At 41.3% G+C, this 19,389-nt stretch carries 13 protein-coding genes, 2 tRNA genes and 3 rRNA genes; 7 read left to right on the forward strand and 11 right to left on the reverse strand.

Annotated elements, in window-relative coordinates:
* Window positions 1-14: 14 nt before the first annotated feature.
* Window positions 15-686, reverse strand: a complete 672-nt coding sequence (sufR, locus tag BMF77_RS06635) for an iron-sulfur cluster biosynthesis transcriptional regulator SufR (RefSeq protein WP_148761605.1) — start codon at window positions 684-686, stop codon at window positions 15-17.
* Window positions 687-919: 233 nt separating this feature from the next.
* On the opposite strand from sufR, the gene sufB reads away from it, so the two are divergent.
* The 5 genes from sufB to BMF77_RS27705 all read left to right on the forward strand — a co-directional run bounded on the left by sufB (window position 920) and on the right by BMF77_RS27705 (window position 6,466).
* On the forward strand, window positions 920-2,359 hold the full coding sequence (gene sufB / locus BMF77_RS06640) for a Fe-S cluster assembly protein SufB (RefSeq protein WP_053538251.1): 1,440 nt from the start codon (window positions 920-922) through the stop codon (window positions 2,357-2,359).
* 51 nt (window positions 2,360-2,410) lie between these two features.
* Window positions 2,411-3,196 carry a Fe-S cluster assembly ATPase SufC gene (gene sufC / locus BMF77_RS06645; protein WP_148761607.1) on the forward strand — a complete coding sequence of 262 codons (786 nt, stop codon included), beginning with the start codon at window positions 2,411-2,413 and terminating at the stop codon, window positions 3,194-3,196.
* Complete coding sequence (gene sufD, locus BMF77_RS06650; protein WP_148761609.1) at window positions 3,196-4,512, forward strand: Fe-S cluster assembly protein SufD; 1,317 nt, start codon at window positions 3,196-3,198, stop codon at window positions 4,510-4,512. Before sufC ends, sufD begins: the two co-directional genes overlap by 1 nt.
* A gap of 185 nt (window positions 4,513-4,697) precedes the next feature.
* Window positions 4,698-5,963, forward strand: coding sequence for a cysteine desulfurase (locus BMF77_RS06655; RefSeq protein ID WP_148761611.1), 1,266 nt, complete (start codon window positions 4,698-4,700; stop codon window positions 5,961-5,963).
* A 326-nt stretch (window positions 5,964-6,289) separates the two neighbouring features.
* Window positions 6,290-6,466 carry an HNH endonuclease gene (locus BMF77_RS27705; RefSeq protein ID WP_246863151.1) on the forward strand — a complete coding sequence of 59 codons (177 nt, stop codon included), beginning with the start codon at window positions 6,290-6,292 and terminating at the stop codon, window positions 6,464-6,466.
* A gap of 238 nt (window positions 6,467-6,704) precedes the next feature.
* On the opposite strand, the gene BMF77_RS06665 is transcribed toward BMF77_RS27705, so the two are convergent.
* The 5 genes from BMF77_RS06665 to BMF77_RS06685 all read right to left on the reverse strand — a co-directional run bounded on the left by BMF77_RS06665 (window position 6,705) and on the right by BMF77_RS06685 (window position 11,835).
* Entirely contained in the window at window positions 6,705-7,571 is an 867-nt protein-coding gene (locus BMF77_RS06665) for a hypothetical protein (protein ID WP_041458312.1), read from the reverse strand.
* 47 nt (window positions 7,572-7,618) lie between these two features.
* Window positions 7,619-8,200, reverse strand: coding sequence for a DUF1517 domain-containing protein (locus BMF77_RS06670; protein WP_015079590.1), 582 nt, complete (start codon window positions 8,198-8,200; stop codon window positions 7,619-7,621).
* A gap of 74 nt (window positions 8,201-8,274) precedes the next feature.
* Window positions 8,275-8,943: a DUF2834 domain-containing protein gene (locus BMF77_RS06675; protein WP_148761613.1), complete on the reverse strand. Its 669-nt coding sequence runs from the start codon at window positions 8,941-8,943 to the stop codon at window positions 8,275-8,277.
* 13 nt (window positions 8,944-8,956) lie between these two features.
* On the reverse strand, window positions 8,957-10,033 hold the full coding sequence (gene hrcA, locus BMF77_RS06680) for a heat-inducible transcriptional repressor HrcA (RefSeq protein ID WP_148761615.1): 1,077 nt from the start codon (window positions 10,031-10,033) through the stop codon (window positions 8,957-8,959).
* Between the two features lie 443 nt (window positions 10,034-10,476).
* Window positions 10,477-11,835 (reverse strand): NB-ARC domain-containing protein, encoded by a 1,359-nt coding sequence (locus tag BMF77_RS06685; protein WP_148761617.1) that lies wholly within the window; start codon window positions 11,833-11,835, stop codon window positions 10,477-10,479.
* Between the two features lie 211 nt (window positions 11,836-12,046).
* Here BMF77_RS06685 and BMF77_RS06690 point away from each other — a divergent pair, with 211 nt between their 5' ends.
* A complete protein-coding gene (locus BMF77_RS06690; protein ID WP_148761619.1) occupies window positions 12,047-12,532 on the forward strand; it encodes a hypothetical protein in 486 nt (161 codons plus the stop codon).
* Between the two features lie 125 nt (window positions 12,533-12,657).
* Here the strand turns inward: BMF77_RS06690 and rrf are convergent.
* The 5 genes from rrf to BMF77_RS06715 all read right to left on the reverse strand — a co-directional run bounded on the left by rrf (window position 12,658) and on the right by BMF77_RS06715 (window position 17,768).
* A 5S ribosomal RNA gene (rrf, locus tag BMF77_RS06695) occupies window positions 12,658-12,775 on the reverse strand.
* 163 nt (window positions 12,776-12,938) lie between these two features.
* Window positions 12,939-15,770, reverse strand: a 23S ribosomal RNA gene (locus tag BMF77_RS06700).
* Window positions 15,771-15,929: 159 nt separating this feature from the next.
* Window positions 15,930-16,002 (reverse strand) — tRNA-Ala (locus BMF77_RS06705).
* 81 nt (window positions 16,003-16,083) lie between these two features.
* Window positions 16,084-16,157, reverse strand: a tRNA-Ile gene (locus BMF77_RS06710).
* 124 nt (window positions 16,158-16,281) lie between these two features.
* Window positions 16,282-17,768, reverse strand: a 16S ribosomal RNA gene (locus BMF77_RS06715).
* Together the 16S, 23S and 5S rRNA genes with 2 tRNA genes alongside form the textbook arrangement of a ribosomal RNA operon.
* Window positions 17,769-18,073: 305 nt before the next feature.
* Between BMF77_RS06715 and glyQ the strand changes: the two genes are divergently transcribed.
* On the forward strand, window positions 18,074-18,958 hold the full coding sequence (gene glyQ, locus BMF77_RS06720; protein WP_148761621.1) for a glycine--tRNA ligase subunit alpha: 885 nt from the start codon (window positions 18,074-18,076) through the stop codon (window positions 18,956-18,958).
* Window positions 18,959-19,389: the final 431 nt, after the last annotated feature.

The following is a 19,389-nucleotide window of genomic DNA, read 5'->3' on the forward strand; positions in this document are numbered from 1 at the left end:
TTCCACCCAACCATCTAACTTTTTTCCACCAAATAACCACAACGATGTTCACCATGAATCAACCAGTGAGTCCGTTCCACAGTACAATCTGGGAGAATAGCCGCAAACATTTCCAATTCATGACCACAAACGCTGGGAAAAGATTCCGCAACATCAGAAATAGCGCAGGTATGTTCCACAAAAATGAATCTTTCCGCACCACTAGCATCTGATTCCACAGCGTGAAACTCCGCCATAAAACCTTCAGCCTTTCGCAATTCTATCAAATTTGCGACCCGTTCCTGCAAAGAACCATTACCCACCCGTTCATGATATTCTTGGGCTTTACGTTCCCACTGTTTCCGTAAAATAGACTTTACTTGGTCACGTCCCACGGTTTCCGCTAAAGTGTCAAGAAGAGAAACCGCAAACTCACCATAACCATCACTTAAGCGGTTAGCATTTTTTTGTAAATGTGATCTTCCCCCCCGACTCAAGTGATAAACGTGCTGGGGTCTGCCCATACTCGGTTGTTCTGATACCGAATATAGAACTAACTCCTCCATCTCTAAATCCTTTAAATGACGACGAATCGCTTGGGGACTGACATCCAAAAAGTTAGCCAATTCAACAGCCGTTGCTTGTGAGTGTTTCAATAGATACTCTAGGATATCCTGCTTAGTTGAGGTCTGCTGGGTAGTCGCCATCTTCTCTACTAGACGCTTCGCAAACGTCCCAAAATAAAAAACTTTCTGAAAATTTAACTTAAACAACATTGTTGTTGTTAATCTATCGTACAATGAAAATAGATTAAACAACAGCCGAATTGTTTTAGTCGTTAAACCTATTCTAGCAGTCCTGTTAGGAATTGGTAACAGAAAACGGGAATTAGCTTTGTGCAACCCGTCGCCAGTCCTTTAAAGAGAACACAAGAGAACCGATGAGCGCATCCGTCACCACCTTAGTCAACCAACCTTACAAGTACGGCTTTGTTACCGATATTGAAGCCGATACTATTCCCCGTGGGTTAAGCGAAGATGTTGTCCGCCTAATTTCCGCCAAAAAGAATGAGCCGGAATTTATGCTGGAATATCGTCTCCGAGCATATCATCAATGGCTGAAAATGACAGAACCAACTTGGTCTCATGTCCAATATCCGCCTATTAATTATCAGGATATTATTTATTATTCCGCACCGAAACAAAAGAAAGCCAAACTCAACAGTTTAGATGAAGTTGATCCTACTTTATTGGAAACCTTTGCAAAATTGGGTATTCCTTTAAATGAACAAAAGCGATTAACTAATGTTGCTGTTGATGCGATTTTTGATAGTGTTTCTGTCGCCACTACATATAAAGAAAAACTTGCCAAAGATGGCGTAATTTTCTGTTCTTTTTCGGAAGCTTTACAAGAACACCCAGAATTAATTAAAAAATATTTGGGTAGCGTTGTTCCCATTGCTGATAATTATTTCGCAGCTTTAAATGCGGCTGTATTTAGTGATGGTTCTTTCGTTTATATTCCCAAAGGCTTAAAATGTCCGATGGAACTGTCTACATATTTCCGCATTAATACCGGAGATACAGGACAATTTGAACGGACTTTAATTGTCGCCGAAGAAGGAAGTTATGTTTCTTATTTAGAAGGTTGTACAGCGCCAATGTACGACAGCAACCAATTACACGCGGCGGTTGTTGAATTGGTAGCTTTAGATAATGCGGAAATTAAATATTCTACTGTGCAGAACTGGTACGCTGGTGATGTTAATGGGAAAGGCGGAATTTACAACTTTGTGACGAAACGTGGTTTATGTCAAGGTGTCAATTCTAAGATCTCTTGGACTCAAGTAGAAACAGGTTCTGCTATTACTTGGAAATATCCTAGTTGTGTTTTGATTGGTGATAATTCTGTGGGTGAATTTTACTCGGTTGCATTAACAAATAATATGCAGCAAGCTGATACTGGAAGTAAGATGATTCACGTTGGGAAAAATACCCGCAGCACTATTATTTCTAAAGGAATTTCTGCTGGTAAATCGAGTAATAGTTACCGGGGTTTGGTGAAGATTAATCCCACTGCGAAAGGTGCGAGAAATTATTCTCAATGTGATTCGATGTTAATTGGGGATAATGCTCAAGCGAATACTTTTCCTTATATTCAAGTTCAGAATAATACGGGTAAGGTGGAACATGAGGCTTCTACTTCTAAGATTGGTGAAGATCAATTGTTCTTTTTTGCTCAACGGGGTATTTCTTCGGAAGATGCTATTTCGATGATGATTAGCGGTTTCTGTAAGGATGTTTTTAATCAGTTACCTATGGAGTTTGCTGTTGAGGCTGATAAGTTGTTGAGTTTGAAACTAGAGGGTAGTGTGGGTTAAGAAAACGAACCACAGAGGCACAGAGTACGCAGAGAAAGAGAGGAAGAGAAGATGATTGTTGAGAATAGTGATTTGATTTTGTCGGTTAAGAATTTGACGGCTGATGTTGATGGAACTCCGATTTTGAAGGGGTTGAATTTGCAGGTTCGCGCTGGGGAAGTTCACGCGATTATGGGACCTAATGGTTCTGGGAAGAGTACGTTTTCTAAGGTTTTGGCGGGACATCCAGCTTATACTGTTACTGGTGGTGAGGTGGTTTTCCAAGGACAAAATCTTTTGGAAATGGAAGCAGCGGAAAGAGCTAGAAATGGTGTGTTTTTAGCTTTTCAGTATCCTCTAGAAATTCCTGGTGTGAGTAATTTGGATTTTTTACGAGTTGCTTATAATTCTCGTCAGAAATCTAGAGGTTTGGAGGAGGTTGACGCTTTCGATTTTGATGATTTGGTTGAGGAAAAGTTGGATGTTGTGAAGATGAATTCTTCTTTTCTGAATCGCAGTGTGAATGAGGGTTTTTCTGGTGGGGAAAAGAAGCGGAATGAAATTCTGCAAATGGCGATTTTAGAACCAAAGTTGGCGATTTTAGATGAAACTGATTCTGGTTTGGATATTGATGCTTTGAAAATTGTTGCTAATGGAGTTAATCAGTTAACCAATGCTGAAAATGCCACAATTATGATTACTCACTATCAGCGTCTTCTCGATTATATTGTTCCTGATTTTGTTCATGTTATGGCGCAAGGACAAATTATCAGAAGTGGTGGTAAGGAGTTGGCTCTTGAGTTGGAATCTCGCGGTTATGATTGGGTTCTCGAAGAAGCTTTGGGAGTGGGTGTGTAATGTCTATTCCAGTTTCTCTTACTTCTATTCCTAATTCTCTATTAGATAGAGATCCTTTTTTAACTGGTTTGTTAAATCAGGTAACTGTATCGAAAAAGGATGATTGCTTAAAACAACTTCGTGACGGTGCTGCTAAATGGGTTCGTCATTCTGTTATTCCCAATACCCGCGAGGAAGAATGGCGGTTTACTGATTTATCATCTTTGAAACAGGTAGATTTTAAGTTAGGGATGTTTCAGGAAACATCTTTAGAATCTGATATTTTACCTGAAGTTTCTCAGCGGTTAGTGTTTGTTAATGGTGTGTACTCACCTGATTTATCTAATACTGAAAACTTACCTGCTGGGTTAATTGTTGGTAATTTGAATGTTTTATCCAGTGAGATTGTAGGGGAATATTTAGCTCAAGCGGAAGGTGCGAAGGAAGTTTTTACGGCTTTAAATACTGCGGCTTTAAATGATGTCGCTGTGGTATGGGTTGGTAAAAATGTGGTGGTGGAAAAACCAATTCATCTATTATTTATTTCTGTTTCTGGTGAGTCTGCGACTATTTCCCAACCTCGCGTTTTAGTAGTAGCTGAAAGTAACTCTCAGGTAACTTTAATTGAAGAGTATATTGCATCTTCACAAAATGAGGGTGTTTACTTCACTAATAGTGTTACGGAAATTTGGGTAAATGAAAATGCTCAGGTGAGTCATAATAGAATTGCGCGAGAAGGTGCTGCGGCTTTTCATGTTGGGAAAACTGCTGTTACTCAGGCGCGATATAGTCGTTATAGTTGTAATGCTGTGACGGTTGGGGGTAAAATCTCTCGTCACAATTTGGAGATTTTGCAAACTGGTGAACAAACGGAAACGACGCTGAATGGTTTGACTGTGATTGCTGATAATCAATTGGCTGATACTCACAGTGCTTTGTCTTTAAATCATCCCCATGGTGTGAGTAAACAGTTACACAAGTGCATTATAGGCGATCGCGCTCATGGTGTGTTCAATGGTAAAGTTTTTGTTCCTAAACTGGCGCAATTAACTAACGCATCTCAATTAAATCGCAATTTGCTATTATCATCTAAGTCCAGAATTGACACCAAACCTCAATTGGAAATCACTGCTGATAATGTTAAATGCGCTCATGGTGCTACGGTCAGTCAGTTGGAAGATGATCAAATATTCTACCTGGAAAGTCGCGGCATTGATGAAAATAATGCTCGAAAATTATTAGTTAATGGTTTCGCAATGGAAGTTATTAACTTTATTCCTGTTGCTTCTTTGCGTGAGAGTTTGTTGAAAACTGTTACAAGTCTCACCAATAAATGATAAAACTTCGGGAACTCACCCCTAAAAAAGGTGAGTAAACCCCGCACCTACTAACACAAAAAGCTCTAAAACTTTCTTTCTCTGTGTCCTCTGTGCCTCTGTGGTTCGTTCTTCTTAAATTCTGCAATACTCCTAAATTCTAGTTATTATTCTGAACATCTAAACTCCTGAACTTCTTCTTCAACATGACCATCACTTCTACCAAATCTCTCGCTGATAAAGTTCGTTCTGACTTCCCCATTTTACATCAGGAAGTCCACGGTAAACCACTGGTTTATCTCGATAATGCAGCTACTTCTCAAAAGCCTTTATTCGTATTAAATGCTTGGCGTGATTATTACGAACAATATAATTCAAATGTCCATCGTGGCGCACATTTTCTCAGCGGAAAAGCTACTGATGCTTATGAGGGTGCGCGTGATAAAATCGCTAAATTTATTAATGCTAAATCACGCCAAGAAATTGTGTACACCCGCAACGCAACTGAGGCTATTAACCTAGTCGCTTACAGTTGGGGAATGAACAATTTACAGCCAGGAGATGAAATTATTCTCTCGGTCATGGAACACCATAGTAATATTGTTCCTTGGCAATTTGTCGCTCAAAAAACGGGTGCAATATTGAAGTTTGTGGAGTTGACGACCGAAGAAACTTTTGATTTAGAACAGTTTAAAAACCTGATTTCTGAAAAAACAAAACTGGTGTCTATCGTGCATATTTCTAATACATTGGGTTGCATAAATCCAGCTAAAGAAATAGCCGAAATTGCTCATAAATACGGTGCGAAATTCTTACTTGATGCTTGTCAAAGTGTCCCCCATACTCCTATTGATGTCCAAGAACTTGACTGTGATTGGTTGGTAGCTTCTGGACATAAGATGTGCGCTCCCACTGGCATTGGATTTTTGTATGGTAAATTGGAATTACTAGAAGCAATGCCGCCATTTTTTGGTGGTGGTGAGATGATTGCAGAGGTATTTTTAGACCATTCCACCTATGCAGAATTACCCCATAAATTTGAAGCTGGTACTCCGGCTATTGGGGAAGCGATCGCCCTTGGTGCAGCGATAGATTATCTTACTAATATCGGTATGGATAAAATCCATGCTTATGAAGCGGAATTAACGGCTTATTTGTTCGCGCAATTAGCACAAATACCCCAAATTAGAATCCACGGACCAAAACCCAATGCTGAAGGAGAAGGGAGAGCCGCATTAGCAGCTTTTACGGCAGAAGGTGTTCACGCTAATGATTTAGCAACTTTGTTAGATCAAGAAGGTGTGGCAATTCGTTCTGGACATCATTGTACTCAACCATTACACCGTCATCTAGGTTTAGCAGGAACCGCACGGGCAAGTTTATCTTTTTACAATACCCGTGAGGAAATTGATGTTTTCATCAAAGCTTTGAAGGAGACTTTGGACTTTTTTGCTGGAGTGTTTGCTGAGTAAATGTAGGGTGGGTATTTCCCACCTTCTTTAATTATACTCAACACGGCTTAATTATTTGATTTAAGCGGGTAGGAGTTTAGCAATGCTCATTGGTGTCAACTTAACGTAAAACCCTTAATAAATAAGGAGGAGAACAAGAGCGATGGCGCGGAATTGAACTGCTATAGGCGATTACGATTGAAAGGCACATTCTTGTTAGGGGTAAATCATCACCCGATGACCCCAAATTAAGGGACTACTGGATTAAACGGCAGGCAGCTAAAACTAAATCCGAATTAATCAAAAGTAGGCAGAAGATAGCCCAAAGGCAACAATATGTCTGTCCTATATGTGGGGAATCTCTATTAAATGATGAGGAATTACATCTTCATCATAAAAAGCCAAAATCGCAGGGTGGTGGTGACAATTACGGCAACCTACAACTCGTACATCTGTACTGTCATCAGCAAATACATTCTGGAACAATAAGTAGTTGTGACTTGCTTGAGCCGGATGCGTTGTAAGGCGCAAGTCCGGTTCTGAGGGGGCGGGATTATAGCGATATAGTCCTGCTACCCGACCACGGTGATGCCTATTGTGACAAGCCATGACTGGCGACGCAGTGGAGTGGTAGGGCGGGCTACAACTATCTAGATTACTAACTCAGAATCTTTTTGCCCGTGCCTACCACCGCCCAATCTCACAGCGATCGCTTGACAATCAAGACAGTCGCTACGAATCAAGAGTTAATACAGAAATTTCCTATCTTCTTCTACTACCAAAACCGGAAGAACGGCGACTTGAAGAACGGCCACCACTACCAAAACTACTACCAGAATTGCGGCGAGTAGAGCTAGAATTACCAGAAGGTGTAAGGGTACTACCACCAAAACCAGAACCAGAAGCTCGTCCAGTTGTGGTGGTGCGGTTGGCGGTTCCTGAAGACGAATTTCTGATGTTTCCTGTAGTGCGGAAAGTGGTGCGATTTCTCACTGCTGCGGGTGGTTCATTGTAGCGAGAACGGTAACTAGAAACAGCCGAATCATAGCTAGAACCATAGCCACCATGACCATTCATGATCCCACCTGGCTGATAAACGGGGGGAACATAATATTGAGGTCTAAACAACATACTACCAATAGCTTGACCAGCGACGTTACCAACTAAAGCTCCTGCAAAAGGGGCCCAAAAGCTACTTTGTTGGCGCACAATCACAGTTTCCGGTTGTCCGGTTTGGGGATTGTTTCTGGTTTCGGTGACGTTGTGGACGTACTCAAGTTTGAAGTCCTCGGTCATGTATAAGACTGGCTGACTATTTTCTACTTTTAAGTAAGTTTTCTTACCTGCTTTGATTTCATCATCAGTCAATCGTGCCATTTGCAGCTTTTCTGTGGCAAAGCTGGGGGGATTGTTATTGAGTAAAAACAAGGTATACTCACCATTGGCATCATTGTATGTACCCTGTTGTACTTCATACTGACCATCATTTAACTTGGTGGGAGTAGCAGTTTGGCTAATATTCTTAGTTGGAGAATTAGCTTGGTTTCCTCCCCCGCAAGCGACAGTTGTTAAGCACAAAGTTAAGGCTAAACAAACAACTGTAAGTTTACGTAGTATACTGATAATCATTGTGTTCATATTTGTTTTCGGGTACTAATTACAGACTAACGAATCATTTACAGTGGGATCAATTCTGGATAATATTCCAATAATTGATCACTGGAAAGTTCATCACCTAATTGGGCTGGAGAAAAATGCACTTGGATAGCGCGGAGTTTATGTTTGTAGTGTAGATTAATTACGGCTTTAAAGGCTGCTTTCAAAGCTGGGATGTTGGCTAAATCAGTTTCTAACTCGGTAATTTCCCCTTCAGCAGCGACTGTAATCATGACAACGATGTTACGGGTGACAGGAAGTGATAAGGGCTGATTTGAGGAAGTGGAATTAAAATCAAGATTAGCCCCATATCTTTGGGCTGAGTCTGTGAATAGTTCATTGACATAATCTCCTGCTTCCCCTTGATTCCAAAAGACATCACCTTCATTAGCAGCAGCAAACCAATATTCATCATATTGTAGGAAAGTTTGGCACAGTTGCACCAATTCTTCTCCTAAAATATCCAGATCACCATCAGCATTAATCGCTGTTCTAGCACTACTGTTGAGGACACCTAAGATTGGCGCTACTTCTTCTCCGTTTAAATGCAAGAACAAACGACAGACAATATAGCGAGTTTTTCCCATCATGCGATTAAACATTTTTTGTCTCCTGTAATTTCAGTAGATGTTGTTCACAACTGGATACTTACCTTTTTAATTTTAGTAGTCAGGAGTTAGTGGAGTATTGTTGTCTCAACTCCTTTTTGATCTTCTATATCTATAGGTGGACGCACACACAGATACATCAAAGCTCCAAACACAGGAATGATCGCAAATAACCAAAATAACTGATTATTTTGCCAACCTCGTCTTGTCATATCATCTCCTAACAACGTGGGAAATAATAGACTCAAGATGATAAAATCCAAACTCATGACGTGAATAAATCGGCTGGTTTCCCACTGTTGTCGAAAATTACCCCAGTCTCCCTGTAAACTATAGGTAAATAAAACCGCCGCACCTAAAGTTAATAAAATTCCAAAAATGCGAGAATCTAGTAATTTGAGAAATAATTTTTTTTCCCCTACAAACTTTTGATTGGGTTCTCTTAAAGCTAAATATGGTAAAAGCCCAAAAGCCCCAATAGCAAAAGCAGCACTAGCAAATGGCCAAGCAGGTATTTTTTGACCTCTACCATCAAAAAATACCACTGCACTATATATAAAAGGCCAAATTCCCATGATATTAAATAAACATATAATCAGCGGATTAATCCCTTGCCAATTTCCTGTAGAGAGATTTTTTATCAACTCAAAAGTATCCGGTTGTTCAGGAGGAGCAAAGAAAAAGGCATAGGAAAGAAATCCTAGCCATAGTAAGCCAAAAGTGATTTTTCTGATCATGAATTTATGGAAATTAACTAAAAGCTTCCGAGAGATAATTTGCTGCTGCTGCGACCACAGCGATCGCACTCTCATAGTCTAACCTAGTTGGACCTAAAACTCCCACACTTCCCACTGGCACAGAACCCCGACGATAAATAGCAGAAATCAAAGTACAGGTGCGAATAGGTTCAAGAGGATTTTCTGTCCCAATCCGCACCGTTACTTTAGACTTATTTGTATCATCCATTTCTGTTTTTTCACAAATTAAATGCCAAAGTTGGTCTTGTTCTTCTTCCAACAATTGCATAATTGTCTGTACCTGCTGTACTTGAGAAAACTCAGGTTGTCGTAAGACTTCTCCAATCCCCCGCACCATAATTTGTGTAGTCGTTGGTGCAAGAGCGCGATGAGTCAATTCTACCAAAGAACTTTTCAAAAATTCGCCATAAACTCGAAATTCCTGATCTAATTCACTCCAGTCAAGGTAGCCTAATTCTAATAAACTCCTTCCTCGTAAATGACTATTCAAAAAGTTAGAAACTATCTGCAATTGATGATCAATTACCTCCGGTTCAGGTTTAGTTACTGATGATATTGAAAATAAATCCATCACCTTAGAATGGGTTTCATAACTATCTGTCACCACAATCAACATAATCTTCCCGGATTCAATTTGCACTAGTTGCAAATGTCGTAACTTTGCTGTCGTGGTTTGTGGCATAGTAATTAAAGTAATACAGCCGCTTAATGTTGCTAAAATTTGGGCTGCACCTTGTAATAAAGCCTCTAAACTCCAATCGTCCCAATGCAAATGTCTTTGTAATGCCGTTTCTACCTCTTTAGCTAAAGTTTCTGATGGTTTAATTAGTTGGTCAACATAAATCCGATAACCAGAATCAGAAGGAATTCTTCCCGCAGAAGTATGTGGTTGATAAAGTAACCCTGATTTTTCTAAAACACCCATCACATTGCGAATAGTAGCGGAGCTAATACCTAAATCAAATCCTTCAATTAAAGCTTTAGAGCCAACAGGCTCTGCTGTCGCAATGTAATGACGTATAGTCGCCCAAAGTATATTTTGTTGCCGATTAGTTAGATGGACTTGCATAGGTGATATTTTTACTGAAGGCAAACCTTAATCAAAATCTGAAAAAATGCGTGGTTTTTACCACCAAACCCCAAAAGAGTATTAATTATTAATTAATGCAAGATAGCAAATTATATACTTAATATTGTCCGCTTTATGTAAATTAAAAATTTGCAAGTAATATCAAAGGTTGTAGCTTTTTCCTTAGTCGTAATTTATATTTCTGTCACCGAAACTAGGTTGTTTCAGTGTCTAACTTACATAAATCTCTATGTTTTTCTGGATCATCTCATGACATCCTCAAATAAACTGTAATTTTAGCTACAGAATATTAGATGCTACTGCGTAAGTTGGGTAGCTATAGTCGGAAAATCATTGTTCAATTTTATCCGTGAAATTAGGACTTATGTAATTGATTCAAAATATATCAAGAAATATGACCTATATTTTTTATGAAATCATCATCAATTCTGACAATAATTTCTCACATATTCCCTAAAAACTGAAGATAATTGAAACAAGATTGTATTATTTCTTACTTTCCTTACTAAATACCTTTCTTGTAAAGACTGTAACCCATTATTAAAATCAACAACAGATAAATTTAAACCCTCTTTTAAAGAGTCTCTAGTAATAGGTATATCAAACTTACTTAAATGCCATACTATTTCTTTTTCTGGGGTTGATAAATGGTTAAACATTTCCCGAAAACGAGATTGCATTTGATTAGTAATATGCAAAGTATTCTCAGCTAAAAAATCAGCAACTTGACCATCATAATTTTTATTAATTAAGATACTCACACTTTTTAAATCAATAAAGTTACCTGCATATAAATCAATTAATTTTAACCAATTATCTTCATTTTTTAATCCTCTATTTTGGAGAATATCAACATCATATAATCCAGATAGTTCTAAAGACTTAATCGGACATAATTCATCATCTAAACATTCCATTTCTGGACATTGTTCTTGACTAATAACAATTAAATGACTTTGATGTTTAACCTCTGTTATCAGAGTAAAAAAGTTTTGATAATCTTGATATTCAAATTTGTATTGTCCTGCAAATTTACCAGGGATAAATATATTTTGTAAATCATCAAGAATAATTAAACATTTCTGCTCTGTAAGAATATCAAATAATTGCTTTAATTGTTTATCTAAAGTTACTTGAGGTTCTTGTTGACAAACATTCAATAAATCGCTAATAAGTAACTCTAAAGGTTGAGGATATTTTAAACTTCTCCAAATAACGACTGCAAATTTATGTAAGTTTAAATCAATAAATCTTTTAACTAAAGTAGTTTTACCAGTTCCATATAATCCTGATACTAAAATGAAACGAGTATTTTGCTTAAATATCCAATCAGAGAGTTTTTCTAACTCTGTTACACGTTGATAAAAATTTATAATTTCAGGAGCTAAAGTTAAGTCGTAACTAGATAATTTATTTTCTGTATTTATATTACTTTTATCATCTTCTTTATTAGGTTGATTTAATGTTTGTGAACTATAATAATAATTATTACCAATACAAATATTTGGATTTTGAGATGATTTAATATATATCCTTTCCAAAGTAGAACAAAAATTAGTTTTTTTTATATCTTCATGTAATATTTCCGATAAAAGTTGCCATAATTCAGATCCTACATCTCCTACATGACTTGTAGAAACATTATATTCTCTGGCAATATAATCATAAGTTTGTCTTTTCCATGTACCTTCAACTACAGCAGTTTGGATATCATCTAGATGTTTTCCCGTTTTTTCAAATACCATTTTATCAACAAATTTTACAACTTCGTCTACACTCATAAAAACTATATAGGGTAAAGGTTTCAGTAATTATAGCAAAAGATAATCCTATTTTTACCGATATTTTACGTATAAAATCGTAAAATTTTGCAATAAATCTCCCGATAAAATCCGATGTTTTCCAATAGACAGATGACTTAGATTTTGGGGATAATGATACTTAAATAAAAGTAAACAGTGAATTAAGAATACAACAATAGGATAGAAAGAAATGATGAAAAAACGCAAAATTGTTAGTTTATTTGTTATTGGTGCTACAGTTACAGCCTCAGTTTGCTTGGCACAAATATCAGAAAGTTTACAAGCTGTAGCTCAACCAGCGCCAAATATCCCATATGGCATCTATGCACATCAAGGTCACAACTATTATTGGAGTAACAGTAGAAAATTCACCTGTCATGTTGTTGGTCCAGTTCAGTTAAAACTTTTTATTAAGAAAGGTGTGCCTAGTCACGGAAATACTCCTTTCACTCCTTATAATTTTCAAGGTGGTTGTACATGGCCTCAAGGACTTTATACACCAGCAAACAACGAAGGAAGAGTCATGTATATCAATGGAAGTAGAGAAATTTGCCATGTATCTCCCTCTTTGTTTCCATTGTTACAGAAGCAATATGGACCACCACTAGAAGGTGTTTCGCTAACGGACATTTCCAAGGGTTTGAATAATATTGGTACTTGCCCTAATCCTGGTTAAAGATTTAGTATTGAATTATATCCCACATTTCGCACTTCAGAAATTCTTACCAACAAAATAGCAACAGTTACAAACAAACACCCTCATTAACAAAGTAATGAGAGTGTTTGTTTATATATTATTAAACCTGGCATCGAGCTATTTTCACGGAGGGCTACCCCTCAACTATCGTCGCCGCAGCAGCGTTTCACCTCTGAGTTCGGGAAGGGATCAGTGTGGTTCCACCGCGCCATAGACACCAGGAAACAATTAAAAATTAAAAATTCAGAATTAAAAAATAATTACCGATTTTTAACTTAGGGTATTCACAACCCTGAAGACTGCAAAAAGAACGAGAATCAACAGTGATAATTAACCACCAAAAACCTTCATTTTTAATTTTTAATTATCAATTTTTAATTGAATAGAGGTCAAGCCCTCGGTCTATTAGTACTCCTCAGCTTCATACATTACTGCACTTCCACTTAGAGCCTATTAACGGGTGTTCTGCCCGTGACCTTACCTACAAATTGTAGTGAGAGTACTCATCTTGAGGTGGGCTTCCCACTTAGATGCTTTCAGCGGTTATCCTCTCCGCACTTGGCTACCCAGCGTTTACTGTTGGTACAATAACTGGTACACCAGCGGTGCGTTCCTCCCGGTCCTCTCGTACTAAGGAGGACTCCTCTCAATACTCTTGCGCCTGCACCGGATATGGACCGAACTGTCTCACGACGTTCTGAACCCAGCTCACGTACCGCTTTAATGGGCGAACAGCCCAACCCTTGGGACGTACTTCCGCCCCAGGTTGCGATGAGCCGACATCGAGGTGCCAAACCTCCCCGTCGATGTGGACTCTTGGGGGAGATCAGCCTGTTATCCCTAGAGTAACTTTTATCCGTTGAGCGACGGCCATTCCACTCTGCGCCGTCGGATCACTAAAGCCTACTTTCGTACCTGCTCGACTTGTCAGTCTTGCAGTCAAGCTCCCTTTTGCTTTTACACTCGTCGCACGGTTTCCAAGCGTGCTGAGGGAACCTTTGCGCGCCTCCGTTACTTTTTAGGAGGCGACCGCCCCAGTCAAACTGCCCACCTGAAACTGTTCCCCAACCGGCTGACGGTCGTGGGTTAGAATTCTAGCTTCGCCAGAGTGGTATCTCACCGTTAGCTCCCTATTCCCCAAAAGGAATAGTTCACCGCTTCCCACCTATCCTGCGCAAGCGAAGCCCGAACACAATTCCAGGCTACAGTAAAGCTTCATAGGGTCTTTCTGTCCAGGTGCAGGCAGTCCGTATCTTCACAGACATTCCTATTTCGCCGAGTCTCTCTCTGAGACACCATCCAGATCGTTACGCCTTTCGTGCGGGTCGGAACTTACCCGACAAGGAATTTCGCTACCTTAGGACCGTTATAGTTACGGCCGCCGTTCACCGGGGCTTCAGTCGCCAGCTTTACTTTCGCTGACCAGCTTCCTTAACCTTCCGGCACTGGGCAGGCGTCAGCCCCCATACGTCCTCTTACGAGTTGGCGGAGACCTGTGTTTTTGGTAAACAGTCGCCTGGATCTCTTCACTGCGACCCACGTCTGAGGTGGGCACCCCTTCTCCCGAAGTTACGGGGCCATTTTGCCGAGTTCCTTAGAGAGAGTTATCTCGCGCCCCTTGGTATTCTCAACCTCCCTACCTGTGTCGGTTTCGGGTACGGGTGTTCTATCTTCATCACATAGCGAGCTTTTCTTGGCACTATCCTTCACCACTCGGAGTTCGTAAACTCCTCCCAAACCAATCAGGGTATGGCTATCTTTGATGCGTCCCTCTCTATGCTCCCACAGAACAGTAAGTGACTATTGACACTTTGTCCATCGACTACGCCCTTCGGCCTCGCCTTAGGTCCCGACTAACCCAGAGTGGACGAACCTGGCTCTGGAACCCTTAGGGTTTCGGGGTGTATGATTCTCACATACATTTGCGCTACTCAAGCCGACATTCTCACTTCCGTTTCGTCCACAGCTGCTTGCCGCTACTGCTTCAACCTACGACGGAACGCTCCCCTACCGATTAATAATTTAATATCAATCCCACAGCTTCGGTACACCGCTTAGCCCCGTTCATTTTCGGCGCAAGATCGCTTGACTAGTGAGCTATTACGCACTCTTTCAAGGGTGGCTGCTTCTAGGCAAACCTCCTAGTTGTCTAGGCAATCTCACCTCCTTTATCACTTAGCGATGATTTGGGGACCTTAGCTGGTGGTCTGGGCTGTTTCCCTCTTGACAATGAAGCTTATCCCCCACTGTCTCACTGGCAATGTCTTCTTCTGGGTATTCTGAGTTTGTCTCGATTTGGTACCGGTCTCCCAGCCCGCACCGAAACAGTGCTTTACCCCCCAAATTTAACCATTACCGCTGCGCCTCAACACATTTCGGGGAGAACCAGCTAGCTCCTGGTTCGATTGGTATTTCACCCCTAACCACACCTCATCCGCTGATTTTTCAACATCAGTCGGTTCGGACCTCCACTTGGTGTTACCCAAGCTTCATCCTGGACATGGTTAGATCACCAGGGTTCGGGTCTATAAACACTGATTTATCGCCCTGTTCAGACTCGGTTTCCCTTTGGCTCCAGCATTCTCGCTTTAACCTACCAGTGCCTATAAGTCGCCGGCTCATTCTTCAACAGGCACGCGGTCATCCGTTAAATCGGACTCCCACTGCTTGTAAGCTTATGGTTTCATGTTCTATTTCACTCCCCTTCCGGGGTTCTTTTCACCTTTCCCTCGCGGTACTTGTTCACTATCGGTCACACAGTAGTATTTAGCCTTACGAGGTGGTCCTCGCTGATTCACATGGAATTCCTCGTGCTCCATGCTACTCGGGATTCAGCTACTATCCTTTGACTTTCAACTACGGGACTTTCACCCCCTCTGGTACAGTATTTAGCTGTTTCGTCTAATCTCTAGATTCGATATCGCTGTCCCACGACCCCAGAAGATAAATCCTCTGGTTTAGGCTCTTCCCCTTTCGCTCACCACTACTGAGGGAATCTCTAGTTTGATTTCTCTTCCTCCAGCTACTAAGATGTTTCAGTTCGCTGGGTTGGCTCTTTCCTGTCTATATATTCAACAGGTAGTACATAGGGTTGCCCCATTCGGACATTTCCGGCTCAAAGTTTGCTTCCAACTCCCCGGAACATTTCGTCGGTAACCACGTCCTTCATCGCCTCTGTGTGCCTAGGTATCCACCATTAGCCCTTATTAGCTTGACCACTTTTCTTTGGTTTTTTGCATTCACGGAACACTTTCATGTCTGTGTCTGCGGTGCTTTTTCTCGTTCTCTTATGCAGTTTTCAAGGTTCTGGCTGGAATTTAACCCAGCAGTCAAAAACTATCATCAATAGTTTCAGTTGCTGTCTTTTTTCCAAATGTGGAGGTTAGCGGACTCGAACCGCTGACATCCTGCTTGCAAAGCAGGCGCTCTACCAACTGAGCTAAACCCCCAAAAAGAACTCAAAATTTCTAGTCATGTTTCAAAAATATTTACTTTTGACTTTTGACTTTTGATTTTTGACTTCCTTCAGGTGGGCCATCCTGGACTCGAACCAGGGACCTCACCCTTATCAGGGGTGCGCTCTAACCACCTGAGCTAATAGCCCTTATCGAACCAAATCATAGTTTGAAAGCTTTACTTCAAGTCTGCGACCGACCTAGGTTAGACCAATTTAGTTTCTGTTGATAATTTTCATTACCTTCGATTTCTAAATGGATTAGGTCTCCCTAAAAGGAGGTGATCCAGCCACACCTTCCGGTACGGCTACCTTGTTACGACTTCACCCCAGTCATCAGTCCTACCTTAGGCATCCCCCTCCAAACGGTTGGGGTAACGACTTCGGGCGTGACCAACTTCCATGGTGTGACGGGCGGTGTGTACAAGGCCCGGGAACGAATTCACTGCAGTATGCTGACCTGCAATTACTAGCGATTCCTCCTTCACGAAGGCGAGTTGCAGCCTTCGATCTGAACTGAGCTCCGGTTTATGAGATTCGCATCACATCGCTGTGTAGCTGCCCTTTGTCCGGAGCATTGTAGTACGTGTGTAGCCCAAGACGTAAGGGGCATGCTGACTTGACGTCATCCCCACCTTCCTCCGGTTTGTCACCGGCAGTCTCTCTAGAGTGCCCAACTTAATGCTGGCAACTAAAAACGAGGGTTGCGCTCGTTGCGGGACTTAACCCAACATCTCACGACACGAGCTGACGACAGCCATGCACCACCTGTGTTCACGCTCCCTAAGGCACTTCTATCTTTCAACAGAATTCGTGACATGTCAAGTCTTGGTAAGGTTCTTCGCGTTGCATCGAATTAAACCACATACTCCACCGCTTGTGCGGGCCCCCGTCAATTCCTTTGAGTTTCACAGTTGCCTGCGTACTCCCCAGGCGGGATACTTAACGCGTTAGCTACGGCACAGCTCGGGTCGATACGAGCTACGCCTAGTATCCATCGTTTACGGCTAGGACTACTGGGGTATCTAATCCCATTCGCTCCCCTAGCTTTCGTCCCTCAGTGTCAGTTTTGGCCTAGCAGAGCGCCTTCGCCACCGGTGTTCTTCCTGATATCTACGCATTTCACCGCTACACCAGGAATTCCCTCTGCCCCGACCATACTCTAGCTTTGTAGTTTCCACTGCTTTGATCTGGTTGAGCCAGACTCTTTAACAGCAGACAAACAATGCCACCTGCGGACCCTTTACGCCCAATCATTCCGGATAACGCTTGCATCCTCCGTATTACCGCGGCTGCTGGCACGGAGTTAGCCGATGCTTATTCCTCAGGTACCGTCATTTTTTTCTTCCCTGAGAAAAGAGGTTTACAACCCAAGAGCCTTCCTCCCTCACGCGGTATTGCTCCGTCAGGCTTTCGCCCATTGCGGAAAATTCCCCACTGCTGCCTCCCGTAGGAGTCTGGGCCGTGTCTCAGTCCCAGTGTGGCTGATCATCCTCTCAGACCAGCTACTGATCGTCGCCTTGGTGAGCCTTTACCCCACCAACTAGCTAATCAGACGCAAGCTCTTCTTCAGGCAGCAAGCCTTTTACCTCTCGGCACATCCAGTATTAGCCACCGTTTCCAGTGGTTGTCCTCGACCTGAAGGTAGATTCTTACGCGTTACTCACCCGTCCGCCACTATCTCCGAAGAGACCGTTCGACTTGCATGTGTTAAGCATACCGCCAGCGTTCATCCTGAGCCAGGATCAAACTCTCCATTTTGGTTCGTCTGTAGCTCTTTCAACCGTTTTTACAACCACGGTCAGGTTATTTTCTTTTTCTGACGCAGGGTACTTGTTGTATTCTGGCTTTCAAACTATAATATTTTCAAGGTTCGGTGCGACTTTGGCGTGGCGTTTTTCTCGCTTCGCTTCAGGCACTTATTTAATATATCGAACCTGCTTTGGTTTGTCAACTACTTTTTCAAACTATTTTGGAATTTGTTTTTTATTCGCCTGAAAACTGCTCACTATGCTGGGTTTAGTCCACAATGGGTTAGGAATTGTTGACTCAAGGAAGAGTAGATAGTGAATTTTCAGTCGGTAATAGCGGTATTGCATCAGTTTTGGGGACAGCGTGGCTGCTTGATTGCCCAGCCCTATGATATGGAGAAGGGCGCGGGTACTAAGAATCCTCATACTTTTTTGAGGGCTTTGGGTCCTGAACCTTGGGCTGTGGCTTATGTTGAACCTTGTCGTCGTCCTACTGATGGACGTTATGGCGAAAATCCGAATCGGTTTCAGCATTATTATCAATATCAGGTTTTGATTAAGCCTTCACCGGATGATATTCAGGAAATTTATCTGGATTCTTTACGGGCATTAGGGATTCGTCCTGAAGACCACGATATTCGGTTTGTGGAGGATAATTGGGAAGATGCGACGGTGGGGGCTTGGGGTACTGGCTGGGAAGTATGGTTAGATGGGATGGAAATTACTCAATTTACCTATTTCCAGCAATGTGGCGGTATTGATTGCCGTCCTGTATCTATTGAGATTACTTATGGGTTGGAGCGATTGGTGATGTATCTCCAGCAGGTTGAGGCTATTACTAAGATTCAGTGGACGGATAACATTACTTATGGTGATGTTCATCTTCAGGGTGAGATTGAACAGTGTACTTATAATTTTGAAGCGTCGAATCCTGAGATGTTGCTGACTTTGTTTGGTTTATATGAGCAGGAGGCTAGTCAGTTAACGGAAAGAGGATTGGTTTTACCTAGTTTGGACTATGTGATTAAGTGTTCTCATGCTTTTAATTTGCTTGATGCTAGAGGGGTAATTTCGGTGACGGAACGCACTCGTTATATTACTAGGATTCGGCATTTGGCTAAGAAAGTAGCTCATTTATATGTTGAGCAAAGAGAAAAATTGGGTTTTCCATTGCTGACAGCTACTGTTGGTACGAAATAGAAATCTGATTTAGCGTTACCAGGCTTCAAAGCTGGTAACGTATATACATAGCTTGCCGATAGCGTAGCGTGGCGTAATCCATAAAAGTCTTTTCGTAAAGGTTAGGAGTCATCGAATCAGGAGCTAATGAACCACGAAGGAGCGAAGAACACGAAGGAAGAAGGAAGAGAAGAGGTGAGCAATTAGCCCTCGAATTTACGCAGTTATTTTTAGTTAAAATGCAAGGGTTTTAAACATATATTGTTAATAATCTTGCATTTTTTTGCTTGTAAAATCCTGTAAACCTTTATTTATCAATGCTTTTACTTTCTTTCAGCAAGTCCTATATAGCAATGGATAAAGCGGTTAGGACATAAACAAATGCTACAACCTAGAAAATAAAAGACTTTCAGCACTGTCACCTGCTATAGCATGGTAATGTTTATAATAAT

The organism is Dolichospermum sp. UHCC 0315A (genome assembly GCF_008121535.1).
GTDB lineage: Bacteria > Cyanobacteriota > Cyanobacteriia > Cyanobacteriales > Nostocaceae > Dolichospermum > Dolichospermum lemmermannii.